This is a genomic window from Kluyvera sp. EC_51 (genome assembly GCF_019584505.1).
GTDB classification, from domain to species: Bacteria; Pseudomonadota; Gammaproteobacteria; order Enterobacterales; family Enterobacteriaceae; genus Kluyvera; species Kluyvera sichuanensis.
In genome coordinates this window covers 14,445-27,771 of the sequence record NZ_VDAG01000024.1, presented here as the reverse complement: position 1 = coordinate 27,771, position 13,327 = coordinate 14,445, and the positions used below count along the sequence as shown (strand labels likewise).

Annotated in this window: 8 protein-coding genes; 7 read left to right on the top strand and 1 reads right to left on the bottom strand. The window is 57.1% G+C overall.

Annotation, left to right across the window (positions count from 1 at the left end; translation table 11 throughout):
- The first annotated feature begins 14 nt into the window (after positions 1–14).
- From FHC49_RS06220 to FHC49_RS06190, 7 genes are all read left to right on the top strand, one after another.
- Complete coding sequence (locus tag FHC49_RS06220; RefSeq protein WP_220439265.1) at positions 15–2,678, top strand: alpha-L-rhamnosidase; 2,664 nt, start codon at positions 15–17, stop codon at positions 2,676–2,678.
- 140 nt (positions 2,679–2,818) lie between these two features.
- The gene (gene flhB / locus FHC49_RS06215) at positions 2,819–3,970 is read left to right on the top strand and encodes a flagellar biosynthesis protein FlhB (RefSeq protein ID WP_185667557.1); all 1,152 of its coding nucleotides are present in this window, start codon (positions 2,819–2,821) and stop codon (positions 3,968–3,970) included.
- Positions 3,963–6,044 (top strand): flagellar biosynthesis protein FlhA, encoded by a 2,082-nt coding sequence (gene flhA, locus FHC49_RS06210; RefSeq protein WP_220439263.1) that lies wholly within the window; start codon positions 3,963–3,965, stop codon positions 6,042–6,044. The genes flhB and flhA overlap by 8 nt, the downstream gene beginning before the upstream one ends.
- On the top strand, positions 6,044–6,436 hold the full coding sequence (locus FHC49_RS06205; protein WP_185667559.1) for a flagellar protein FlhE: 393 nt from the start codon (positions 6,044–6,046) through the stop codon (positions 6,434–6,436). The genes flhA and FHC49_RS06205 overlap by 1 nt, the downstream gene beginning before the upstream one ends.
- A gap of 270 nt (positions 6,437–6,706) precedes the next feature.
- Positions 6,707–8,293, top strand: coding sequence for an MFS transporter (locus FHC49_RS06200; RefSeq protein WP_185667560.1), 1,587 nt, complete (start codon positions 6,707–6,709; stop codon positions 8,291–8,293).
- Positions 8,294–8,297: 4 nt separating this feature from the next.
- Positions 8,298–9,437, top strand: coding sequence for a glycoside hydrolase family 105 protein (locus FHC49_RS06195; RefSeq protein WP_185667561.1), 1,140 nt, complete (start codon positions 8,298–8,300; stop codon positions 9,435–9,437).
- A gap of 231 nt (positions 9,438–9,668) precedes the next feature.
- Positions 9,669–11,237 carry an MFS transporter gene (locus FHC49_RS06190; RefSeq protein ID WP_185667562.1) on the top strand — a complete coding sequence of 523 codons (1,569 nt, stop codon included), beginning with the start codon at positions 9,669–9,671 and terminating at the stop codon, positions 11,235–11,237.
- Positions 11,238–11,259: 22 nt separating this feature from the next.
- On the opposite strand, the gene mrdA is transcribed toward FHC49_RS06190, so the two are convergent.
- Positions 11,260–13,131, bottom strand: a complete 1,872-nt coding sequence (gene mrdA, locus FHC49_RS06185; RefSeq protein WP_185667563.1) for a penicillin-binding protein 2 — start codon at positions 13,129–13,131, stop codon at positions 11,260–11,262.
- Positions 13,132–13,327 lie beyond the last annotated feature (196 nt).

The following is a 13,327-nucleotide window of genomic DNA, read 5'->3' as shown; positions in this document are numbered from 1 at the left end:
TTGAGGGAATAACTATGTTGGTAGTAGAGAACGTTACGCTTAACTATGAACGCGCGCTGGCGGGCTGTGAGACGCTCCCGGTATTCGGTTGGACCATCAGCAGCAGCTTACGCAATGTCGTGCAGCGGAGTTGGCGGCTGCAGTTGGCGACATCGGCCAGTTTTGATGACCCTTGCTATGACAGCGGCGACATCCACGATGACCGCTCGAATAACGTGGAGCTGACTGCGTTTACCTGCACGCACTCCACCCGCTACTACGTGCGGGTTCGCATCACCGACAATCACGGCCAAAGCAGCGACTGGAGCCCGGCATCCTCGTTTATCACCGGCCTGCCTGCCAGGGCGTGGCAGGGCGAATTTATCTCAGCGGAGACGCCGCAGGATAAAGCCGAGTCGAAAGGGACGTTGCTGCGTCAGGCGTTCACCCTGCCGCAGGGGGCTGATATTGTTTCGGCGGTGGTCCATGCCAGCGCGCTGGGGCTTTATCAGCTGTGGCTTAACGGGGAAAAGGTCGGCTGCGATGAGCTGGCACCGGGCTGGACCAGCTACCACCACCACCTGCTGTACCAGACCTGGGACGTGACCGAACGGTTACGAGAAGGCGCGAATGCCATCGGGGCAATGGTGGGGGCGGGCTGGTACAAAGGGGATATGAGCTTTAACCGTTACCGCAACTACTACGGCGAGCAGACCGGGTTTATCTGCCATCTGGTAGTCACGCTGCGCGACGGTAGCCAGCAGGTCATCGCCAGTGACGGGCGCTGGCTAGGCAGCGACTCGGCAATTCTGTTCTCGGAAATCTATGATGGTGAAATCTACGACGCTCGGCTCGAACAGCGTGGCTGGAGTGAGCCCGGCTTTGCAGCGCAGGGTTGGCGCGCGGTGAACGTGCTGACCGCCGACCGTGTGGTGCTGCAGCCGCAAACAGCCTGCCCGGTGCAAGAGATTGAACGCCTGACGCCGCGTGCGCTGTTCACGACGCCGAAAGGCGAGACGGTGCTTGATTTTGGGCAGAACCTTAGCGGCTGGGTCGAGTTTTGCGTGCGTGGCGAAGCGGGCGACAACGTTTCGCTGCGCCATTTTGAGGTGCTGGACGCGGAGGGTAACGTCTATCTGGATAACCTGCGCACCGCCAAACAGCGCATCGACTACACGCTGCGCGGCGACGGTGAGGAACGTTATCACCCGCACTTTACCTTCCAGGGCTTCCGCTACGTGATGATTGAACGCTGGCCAGGGACGCCGACGCTGGATGATTTTACCGCCGTGGTACTGCATTCGGCGATGACCCCAACCGGGCATATTGAAACCTCTAACGCCGAACTGAATCAGCTTCATCACAATATTCTCTGGGGGCTCAAGGGGAACTTTGTTGATATTCCCACCGACTGCCCGCAGCGCGATGAACGCCTTGGCTGGACCGGTGACGCGCAGATTTTCTGCCGTACCGCCAGCTATCTGATGCAGACGCACACCTTCTTTGCCAAGTGGCTGGAGGATCTTGCGCATGACCAGACGCCAGAAGGCGGCGTGCCGCACGTGATCCCCGACATTCTGACCGGCAAATGTGATAACGACCGTTTCCTGTCGCACGGTCGCACCCACTCGTCCGCCGCGTGGGCCGATGCGGCGGTGATCAACCCGTGGACGCTGTATCTGATGTATGGCGACACCCAGACGCTGGCGCGACAGTACCAGAGTATGAAGGCCTGGGTGGAATTTATGCGGGCCAATGCGGTCGACAATATGTGGTCATGGAAGCTGCAGTTTGGCGACTGGGTAGCGCTGGATGCCCGTGAGGGCAGCTATTTTGGTGCGACGCCGAACGAACTGACCTGCATGGCCTACTATGCGCTGTCGACGCAGTTGCTGGCGAAGTCGGCGAAGGTGCTTGGCCATCTGGAAGATGCTGAACGTTACACAGCGCTGCATGCTTCGATCGTCGACAGCTTCCATCGCGAATTCTTTACGCCGAACGGCAGGCTGGCGGCGAGAACGCAAACCGCGCATATTCTGGCGCTCTACTTCCAGCTGGTGCCGGAGGCCTATCGCGAACGCACGGTGCAAACCCTGCTGACGCTGCTGGAGGAGCAGGATGGGCACCTGGTGACCGGGTTCGTTGGCACGCCGTACTTCTGCCATGCCCTCAGTGAAAACGGTCAGGCCGATGCGGCGTGGCAGTTGCTGATGAAGGAAGATTTCCCTTCCTGGCTGTATCAGGTGAAGGCCGGGGCAACCACTATCTGGGAGCACTGGGACGGCGTGAAGCCGGACGGCACCATGTGGAGCCCGGACATGAACTCGTTTAATCACTATGCCTACGGCGCCATCGGCGAATGGCTGTACCGGGCTGCGGCGGGGATCAACACCGAAGAAGAGGCGCCGGGCTTTAAACGTTCGGTGATACATCCGATTCCTGGCGGCAATCTTCAGTGGCTGAAAGCCCATTATGCTTCGGTTTATGGTGATATTGGCGTTAGCTGGGTGCTGGCCTCCGCGCAGGAGGGCCAGACGGTGACGCTGGAGGTGGAGATCCCGGCTAACACGCGCTCGACGCTGGTGCTCGACGGGGCGCATACGCTGCTGGAAACTGACGGTATCGACTTTGCCCCCTCATCGGCAGGCTATTGCGCCGAAGTGGGCTCAGGGCGTTATCGGGTTATCTTCCAGCGCTGACGGATTCATTACCACGGCGGCCTTTGCGCCGCCGTTTTAAATAAACGGCCGAACTCCTCCCTTTTCATTCCGTTATTCCCCGTATTGGCAACGTCCCACATCGAGATAATACTCGCGACCGTAATTGCGAGAGTGAAGCCGTGGCAGAAGAAAGCGACGACGACAAAACAGAAGACCCCACACCCCAACGACTTGAAAAAGCGCGTGAAGAGGGGCAAATCCCGCGATCCCGCGAGCTGACATCGGTGCTGATGCTGCTGGTGGGCGTTTGTGTGCTCTGGCTGGGCGGGGAGTCCCTTGCGCGTCGGCTGGCAAACCTGCTCTCCGGCGGTCTGCGTTTTGACCACAGTATCGTTAACGATCCCAATTTGATTCTCGGGCAGATAATCATGCTGCTCAAAGAGGCCATGCTGGCGCTGCTGCCGCTGATTGTTGGCGTGGTGACGGTGGCGCTGGTGGCTCCAATGATGCTCGGCGGCCTGGTCTTCAGCACCAAATCCCTCGCCCTCAAACTCGACAAACTCAACCCGCTGCCGGGGATTAAACGCATGTTCTCTGCCCAGACGGCGGCGGAACTGGCGAAAGCCATCATGAAAGCAGTGCTGATGGGGACCGTGGCAGGTTTCTTTATGTGGATGCACTGGCCGCAAATGATGCGACTGGTGAGTGAATCGCCGCTGTCGGCGATGGGCAACGCCCTCAATATGGTCGGGCTCTGTGCGCTGTTGGTGGCACTGGGGATTATCCCGATGGTGGGGTTCGACGTCTTCTGGCAGATCCACAGCCATCTGAAAAAGCTGCGCATGTCGCGTCAGGATATCCGTGACGAATTCAAACAAAGCGAAGGCGACCCGCACGTGAAAGGGCGTATTCGCCAGATGCAGCGCGCGGCGGCGAGACGACGCATGATGGCGGACGTGCCAAAAGCGGACGTTATCGTCAATAACCCGACCCACTACTCGGTGGCGCTACAGTACGACGAAAACAAAATGAGCGCGCCGAAAGTGGTGGCGAAAGGCGCGGGGCTGGTGGCGCTGCGCATTCGCGAAATCGGCGAAGAGAATCGTATCCCGATGCTGGAAGCGCCGCCGCTGGCACGTGCGCTCTACCGCCATGCGGATATCGGCCAGCAGATCCCCGGCCAGCTCTACGCGGCGGTGGCGGAAGTGCTGGCCTGGGTCTGGCAGCTTAAACGCTGGCGACTCGCGGGCGGTCAGCCGCCGAAAAAACCGGATAACTTACCGGTGCCAGAGGCACTGGATTTTTTGAACGAGAAGGACTCTGATGGCTAATCTTGTCGCAATGCTGCGCCTCCCCAGCAACCTGAAATCCACCCAGTGGCAGGTGCTTGCCGGGCCGGTGCTGATCCTGCTGATCCTGTCGATGATGGTGCTGCCGCTGCCGGCCTTCGTCCTCGATCTGCTTTTTACCTTTAACATTGCGCTGTCGATTATGGTGCTGCTGGTGGCGATGTTCACCCAGCGAACCCTGGAGTTTGCCGCGTTCCCGACCATCCTGCTGTTTACTACCTTACTGCGCCTGGCGCTGAACGTGGCCTCCACCCGTATTATTCTGATGGACGGGCATACCGGTGCGGCGGCGGCGGGTAAGGTGGTAGAAGCCTTCGGCCACTTCCTGGTGGGCGGTAACTTCGCCATCGGTATCGTGGTGTTTATCATCCTCGTTATCATCAACTTTATGGTTATCACCAAGGGTGCCGGGCGTATCGCGGAAGTGGGCGCGCGCTTCGTACTGGACGGGATGCCGGGCAAACAGATGGCGATTGATGCCGACCTGAACGCCGGGATCATCGGGGAAGATGAGGCGAAAAAACGCCGCTCAGAAGTGACCCAGGAGGCGGACTTCTACGGTTCGATGGACGGTGCGAGTAAGTTCGTTCGCGGTGACGCCATCGCCGGTATTCTGATCATGGTCATCAACGTCATCGGTGGCCTGTTGGTCGGTGTATTGCAGCACGGGCTGGATCTCGGCAAAGCGGCAGAATCTTATACCCTGCTGACCATCGGTGACGGTCTGGTCGCACAGATCCCTGCGCTGGTTATCTCGACCGCGGCGGGCGTTATCGTCACACGCGTCAGTACCGAGCAGGACGTGGGCGAGCAGATGGTCGGCCAGCTGTTCAGCAACCCGCGCGTGATGCTGTTGAGCGCCGGGGTGTTGGGTCTGCTGGGCCTGGTGCCGGGCATGCCAAACCTGGTGTTCTTACTGTTCACTGCCGCGCTGTTAGGGCTGGCCTGGTGGATCCGCGGTCGCGAAATGAAAGCGCCGGAACAGCCTCAGGTGGCTAAACCTCAGGAAGCCAGTACTCAGGCCGTTGAGGCCACCTGGAGCGACGTACAGCTAGAAGATACCCTCGGCATGGAGGTGGGCTACCGGCTGATTCCGATGGTGGATTTCCAGCAGGACGGCGAACTGCTGGGGCGTATCCGCAGTATCCGTAAGAAATTCGCGCAGGAGATGGGCTTTTTGCCCCCGGTGGTGCACATCCGCGACAATATGGATCTCCCGCCTGCACGCTACCGTATCCTGCTTAAAGGCGTTGAGATTGGCAGCGGCGAAGCCTATCCGGGGCGCTGGCTGGCAATTAACCCGGGCACGGCGGCGGGGACGCTGCCGGGTGAAGTCACCACCGACCCGGCCTTTGGTCTGGCGGCTATCTGGATCGAAAGCGCGCTGAAAGAGCAGGCGCAAATTCAGGGCTTCACGGTGGTGGAAGCCAGTACCGTGGTAGCGACCCATCTTAACCATCTGATTAGTCTCCATTCGTCTGAGCTGTTTGGTCGTCAGGAGGCGCAGCAATTGCTGGATCGCGTCTCGCAAGATATGCCGAAGCTGACCGAAGATCTGGTGCCGGGCGTGGTGACGCTGACTACGCTGCACAAAGTGCTGCAAAATCTGCTCGACGAAAAGGTGCCGATTCGCGATATGCGCACCATTCTGGAAACGCTGGCGGAACACGCGCCTATTCAGACCGATCCTGGCGAGCTGACCTCGGTGGTGCGCGTGGCGCTAGGCCGGGCGATTACCCAGCGCTGGTTCCCGGGTAATGATGAAGTGCAGGTGATTGGCCTGGATACGCCGCTTGAGCGTCTGTTGCTGCAGGCGCTGCAGGGCGGCGGCGGGCTGGAGCCGGGGCTGGCGGATCGTCTGCTGGCGCAAACTCAGGAGGCGCTGGCACGTCAGGAGATGCTCGGCGCGCCGCCGGTGCTGCTGGTGAACCATGCGCTGCGTCCGCTGCTGTCGCGCTTCCTGCGCCGCAGCCTGCCGCAGCTGGTGGTGCTGTCGAATATGGAGCTGTCAGATAACCGCAATATCCGCATGACCGCGACCATTGGAGGTAAGTAATGCGCCGGTTGCTGTTATTACTCTTTCTGCCGATGCTGGCGCAGGCGGCAGGCGAGGGGGCCTGGCAGGCGAGCCATATGGGCATCACGCTGAACTACCGCGGCGTTGCTGCCTCGTCGGCACCGCTGACCGCGTCACAGCCCGTTCAGGGGGCAACAACGCTGGTGGCCTGGCGCTATGAGCTGAATGGCCCAACGCCTGCAGGATTGCGCACCCGGCTGTGTTCGCTCACCCGCTGTACCGAACTTGATGCCCAGAGTGGTACCACCATGGCATTCAGCCAGGTATCGGCGGCGGAGCCTTTTCGTTTTATCTGGGAAGTTCCAGGCGGAGGGCGATTAATTCCAGCATTGAAGGTGCAAAGCGTACAAATCATCGTTAACTATCGCTAACTGCCGCACAATTCACCAATCGCCACCCCAATCTGGTGGCGATGTCGCATTTCTGGTCCTTCCTTTTGATCGTAAAGAAACGTTGTTTTATAAATCAGTGACACATATGCCACGACTCTTTGCATTTTTGCCAATCCAGCCGTCGTGCTGGCAGAAATAGGAAGGTATCCCTCTACGCATACTTTTACTGTAGCCGTGTCAGTACTCCTTTTGGTGAAGCGATAGCGCGCCGAAGGAGTTCCAATAATAAAAGGCACAGGATTGACGGCAATGAATAGAACGCGAAAAATAGGATTGGTGAATTACTTCGCCTACGGTTCGGGCGATTTTCTCGGCGCAGGCACCACCGCGCTGACCGCCGCATGGCTCCTCTACTTCTACACCACCTTCTGTGGGCTCTCTCCCATCGAAGCGACCTTTATTTTTGCAACCGCCAGGGTACTGGATGCGGTTGTCAGCCCGTTGATGGGCTTCTTAACCGATAACTTTGGCTCAACCTGGTTCGGTAAACGCTTCGGTCGTCGTAAATTCTTTATTCTGCTCGGTATTCCTTGCGTGTTCAGCTACTCCTTTATGTGGATAGGGGACATGGGATTCTGGTACTACCTGGTGACCTACCTGATCTTTGATGTGGTTTACACCATGATTCTGGTGCCGTATGAAACGCTGGTGCCGGAAATGACCGACGATTTCAAACAGAAGACCAAATTCTCCGGTGCGCGTATCGGTATGGCGCAGATGTCGGCAATTCTGGCTTCCTTCCTGCCTGGCATCCTGCTGACTCACTTTGGTAAAGACAACGCGGTCTCCTTCTTCTACGCCAGCCTGGTGTTCTCCGTGCTGTGCGCGCTGATGCTAACCTTTGTCTGGTTCTTCACCTGGGAACGTCCACGTGAAGAGTGGACGGCGGCGGCGCTGCAGGCTGAAGCCGAGAAGAAACATCTGACTTTCGGGCAGAGCATGAGCCGTCTGTTCATCGAACTCTCCTCAACGCTGCGCATTAAGATTTTCCGTCAGCATCTGGGGATGTACCTCGGTGGCTATATCGCTCAGGACGTGTTTAACGCCGTCTTCACCTACTATGTAGTGTTTGTGCTGATGCAGGAAGCCTCGGTGGCCTCTAACCTGCTGGGTACCATGGCTATCTTCCAGTTCATCGCCGTTATCGCCATGATCCCGCTGTGCATTCGCTTTGGACCGGCGCCGTCTTACCGCATGGTGGTGGTCCTGTTTGGTATTGGCTCGTTCTCCTACGCGGCGCTGTACTACGCAGGCCTGAGCGATATCTACTCGCTGCTGCTGCTGATTTCCGCGGTGGCCGGTCTGGGCCGTGGCGGTATCAACTACGTACCGTGGAACACCTACACCTATATTGCTGACGTGGATGAAGTGATCACTGGCCAGCGCCGTGAAGGCATCTTCGCGGGCATTATGACCCTGACGCGTAAAGCCTCTCAGGCGGGTGCCGTGATGCTGGTGGGGATCATCATGCAGCTCTCCGGCTTTGTCTCCGGGCAGAAAACCCAGCCGCCTGAAGTGAGCCACACCATTCTGCTGATCCTCAGCATGGGGACCATCATCGTGCTGGCGTTGGGCTTCCTGGTCTCACTGCGCTTCAAGCTGAACCTGAAAACCCACGGTGTACTGCGTGAAGAAACCGCGAAAATGCGCGATTCCGGCCACGTGGTACCGGAAACCGTCACTGCCCAGGCGCGTGAAACCGTCGAAATGCTGGCGGGTATGCCGTACGAATCCCTGTGGGGCAACAACAATATTGGTTACCTGAATCGTAATAAACCTGCTGCACCTTCGCTGAAGCAGGCTGCAACATTGAATTCGACTTACAACAGAGGTTAGAGATATGAAAGTTTGGCCCGTCAAACATAGCCCATTATTACGTCAACCGGAGCGTTTTATCTCCCGGGAAGAGCTGAAAGCCTTGATTCAGACGGTGACGAACAATCTGGTGAATATCAAGGATGAGACTGGTCAATTTCTGCTGCGCCTGGACGATGGTCGCGTGATTGACACCAAAGGCTGGGCAGGTTGGGAGTGGACGCACGGTGTGGGTCTGTACGGTATCTATCAGTACTACCAGCAGACCGGCGACGTGGCGATGCGCGACATTATTGATAGCTGGTTCGCCGACCGCTTCGCTGAAGGCGCGACCACCAAAAACGTCAACACTATGGCCCCGTTCCTGACGCTGGCCTATCGCTATGAAGAGACGCGCAACCCGGCGTATCTGCCGTGGCTGGAAACCTGGGCCGAATGGGCGATGAACGAGATGCCGCGCACCGATCACGGCGGTATGCAGCACATCACGCTGGCGGAAGAGAACCATCAGCAGATGTGGGATGACACCCTGATGATGACCGTGCTGCCGCTGGCGAAAATCGGCAAGCTGCTGAATCGCCCGGACTACGTGGAAGAGGCGGTGTATCAGTTCCTGCTGCACGTGCAGAACCTGATGGACCGGGAAACCGGGCTGTGGTTCCACGGCTGGAACTACGAAGGAAACCACAACTTTGCCAATGCGCGCTGGGCGCGCGGCAATAGCTGGCTGACTATCGTGATTCCTGACTTCCTTGAGCTGGTGGATTTGCCGGATAACAACGCGGTGCGTCGTTATCTGGTACAGGTGCTGAATGCGCAGATCGCAGCGCTGGCGAAATGCCAGGACGACAGCGGCCTGTGGCATACGCTGCTGGACGACCCGAACTCTTATCTGGAAGCGTCGGCGACCGCTGGTTTTGCCTACGGCATTCTGAAAGCGGTGCGTAAACGCTATGTTGGTCAGGAGTATGCGGACGTTGCGGAGAAAGCCATTAAGGGCATTGTGAAGCACGTTTCTCCAGAAGGGGAGTTACTGCAAACCTCCTTCGGTACCGGGATGGGTTCCAACCTCGATTTCTATCGTGAAATCCCGCTAACCTCCATGCCGTACGGCCAGGCCATGGCGATTCTGTGCCTGACGGAATATCTGCGTAAGTTCTTCTAAGCCTTAGCGCTTCAAAAACCCGGCTATGCAGATGGCCGGGTTTTTTATTGCCCTTTCCATCAAAAAAAGTTGTTATTTTTACTTTTGGTTATAAAAAAATTTTAACCAGATCGCATTCCTGGCGCATGGCTAATAGCCGCAATGACAATGGTGATATAGCTCACATTTCATCATTCACCATAAGAATATAAAAACAGTGTTTCAAAATAATAAAACACGAGGTTTAATTTTATGGCAAGAAATGCGGCTTCAGCCCCCCACGGGCTGCAGGGAAGACCTGTCAATCTGCGCCATCAACTGGCATACGGAGGCGGAAACCTTTTGGGGAGCGGCGCGCTGGCGATCAGCGGCGCGTGGCTTCTGTACTTCTATACCACATTCTGTGGTCTGACGCTGATTGAGGCGGCGTTCATTTTCTCCGTTGCAAGCGTCATTGACGCAATCAGTAACCCGCTGATGGGTTATCTCACCGATAATTTTGGTAAAACCGCGCTGGGCAAACGCTTTGGCCGCCGCCGTTTCTTCCTGCTTATCGGCATTCCACTGATGATGTTCTACCCGCTGCTGTGGGTAGAAGGGTTGAGCTTCTGGTACTACCTCGCCACCTACGTCATGTTCGAGATTATCTACACCTCGGTGATGGTGCCATACGAAACGCTGGCCACCGAGATGACCGACGATTTTGCGCTGCGCTCGAAGCTGACCGGCTATAAGGCGATTTTCGGTAAACTAGCTAACTTCCTCGCCGCGTTCATTCCTGGGCAGTTTATCCTGATTTACGGTAAAGATTCAGCGACGCCGTTCTTCCTGACCGGCCTGACCTACGGCGCGATCCTCATCGCGGCAGTAGCCTGCCTGTGGTACAACAGCTGGGAGCGCCCGCGCGAAGAGGAGCCGGAAGCTCAGGTCAAATCGACCCTGCTGCAAACGCTGGTGTCACTAGCGAAAGATATGCGCTCCACCTTCTACCTGCGGGTATTCCGTAAGCACCTCGGCATGTACCTGTGCGGCTTTGGCGCTGAGTGGCTGTTCGCGTCAATCTTTACCTACTTTGTTATTTTCGTACTGCAGCATGACCCGGCGATGGTGGCGGGGCTGAACAGCCTGAACTCCATCCTGCAGCTGATTTCCACCGCGCTGTTTATCGGCCTGTGTGTGAAAAAAGGCTTCAGCAAGCCGTACATTATTGCGCTTTGCATCGTGATTTTCGCCGTATTCCTCTACACCTCACTGTGGTTCTTCCATCTGCCAGTGCATCTGGCGACCATTCTGATGTTCGGGATCACGATTATTTTCGGTTTGGGCACCGGCGGCGTGTACTACATTCCGTGGACGGTCTATACCTTCCTGGCCGACGTGGATGAAGTCTATACCGGTCGCCGCCGCGAGGGGATTTACGCCGGTGCGATGACCTTCTCCGGCAAAATCCTGCGCTCGATTATCGTCTTCGTGATGGGGGCTATTCTGAGCTACTACGGCTTCCAGTCTAAAGCGCACGTACAGCCGGAAAGCGCGGTGAACGCGATTGCGGTGGTGTTCTGCGGCGGTGTGGCGCTGTTGGCGCTGATGGCTATCGTCTTCAGTAAGCAGATGAAACTGGACCGCGAAACCCACAAAGTGGTGCTGCAAGAAGTGGCGCGTATTAAAGCGGGCGGCAAGCTGGAAGATATTACCCCTGAAGTGCGCGCGGTGGTGGAAGACCTGGTCGGTCATCGCTACGAAGAGTGCTGGGGCAATAGCCCGCTGTTCAAAAAAGATGAATCTCCGGTTGTGGTTGAGGCCGTATCCGCCGGGCGCTAATGCACCCGACGTTCACGTCAACTTACCCCTGGGGCGACGGCAGCTGCGCGTCGTCCTGGGGGACAAACAGATGGTCGAGGATCTGGCGCATCACTGGTGCCGCGACCACACCATCACTCCCCCCGTTTTCCAGCACCAGCGCAACCGCAACCTTCGGATTTTTATACGGCGCAAAAGCGGTATAGAAGATATGGTCACGCAGGCGCGTTGGGATCATTTTCGCGTTATAGGTTTGGTTCTCTTTCAGGCTGAACACCTGCGAGGTGCCGCTTTTCGCCGCGATACCGTAAGGCGCAGTATGGAAAAACTTATAGCCGGTGCCGTTTGGCGCGTTGGCCATACCGAACATCGCCTGGCGCACCAGGTTCCAGTACGGTGAGGCGGCACTGGCAATCTGCGGTTCATTAGCCGGTTGTTGATACGGAATAACCGTCTTGCCGGACTCTTCATCTTTCAGCAGGTGTGGCGGGATCACGCGGCCGTTGTTGAGCAGGGCCACCATCGCTTTCACCATCTGAATTGGGGTGGCAATCCAGTAGCCCTGACCGATGCCGACGGAAATCGTGTCGCCCTGATACCAGGCTTTTTTGTGCACTTTCTCTTTCCAACCGCGGCTCGGCAGCAGGCCGGTGTACTCTTCGTCCAGATCGATCCCGGTTGGCTTGCCGTAGCCAAACTGGCTGAGCATATTATTGATGCGGTCGATGCCCATCATATAGGCCACCTGATAGAAGAAGGTGTCGGCGGACTCTTCAATCGCTTTGGTGACGTCCAGCATACCGTGGCCGGTTTTTTTCCAGTCGCGATAGTGGCGCTGGGTCCCCGGTAGCGTCCAGGTTGGCGCGCCAAAGAAGCTGGTTTGCGGAGTGATCACACCGTCGAGCAGCGCCGACATCGCCATATAGGGCTTCACCGTGGAGGCGGGCGGATAGAGCCCCTGGGTGACGCGGTTAATCAGTGGTAGGTTCTTATCCTGCAGCAGCGAATTGTAATCTTTGTAGCTTATCCCTTTCACAAACGGGTTCGGGTCATAGCTGGGGTTTGAGACCATCGCCAGCACGGAACCATCGTGCGGGTCTTCTACCAGCACCGCCGCGCGCTGACCAACCAGCAGACTTTCAATGTATTCCTGTAGATGCAGATCCAGCGTCAGGTGAATGTCTTTACCCGCCACCGGCGGCACGTCTTTTAGCAGACGGACGATGCGCCCGTGGTTATCGACTTCCACTTCCTGGTAGCCGGTTTTGCCGTGCAGTTCATTTTCGTAGTAGCGCTCGATACCCTGTTTGCCGATGTTATGGTCGGCGGCATAGTTTTCCGCAATGCCTTCTTTATCCAGCGTTTTCAGATCGCTATCGTTGATTTTCGACACGTAGCCCAGCACGTGCGCCAGCTCGGCACCGTAGGGATACTGGCGGTCTTCATAGCTGTCGATCGTCACGCCGCTAAAGCGGAACTGGTTCACGGAAAAACGGGCGATTTCAACGTCGGAGAGGGCGCTCTTTAAGACAACAGGACGGTACCGACTGCTGGACTTAAGCGCTTTATGGAACTGGTCAATATCGTCAGGCGTCAGGTCAACGAGCGGCGTCAGTTCGCGCAGTAGCGCGTTCATGTCGTCGATTTTGTAAGGCGTAACGGAGATATCGTACCAGGTGACGTTCTTCACCAGCGGAATGCCATTGCGGTCATAGATAATGCCGCGGGTCGGCGCGACCGGCAGCATCTTGATGTCGTTGGCATCAGAACGTGTGGCGTAGTAGCTGTGTTCGTCAATCTGCAGATGGTAGAGATTGAAAATCAGTATGCCAAAGCAGACCACCACCAGGCCAAAGGCCACGATCGCGCGGCGCATGAAGAGCTTTCGCTCCGCTTCATAGTCTCTAAAAGTCATTACGGTACCCAGTGTTTAAGCCGCCTAATCATACGGAGCGGTCACTGGCATGACAGACAAAAAATGTACCATCCCTATAGGGAAATGTGTCATTCCTTGTGTTTTGTAACAAATTGCGGGGATTTAGCCTGTAGCCCGTCCAGACAGAGCGCCGCCGGGAAATGCGCGATATAAAAAACCCGCGACATGCGCGGGC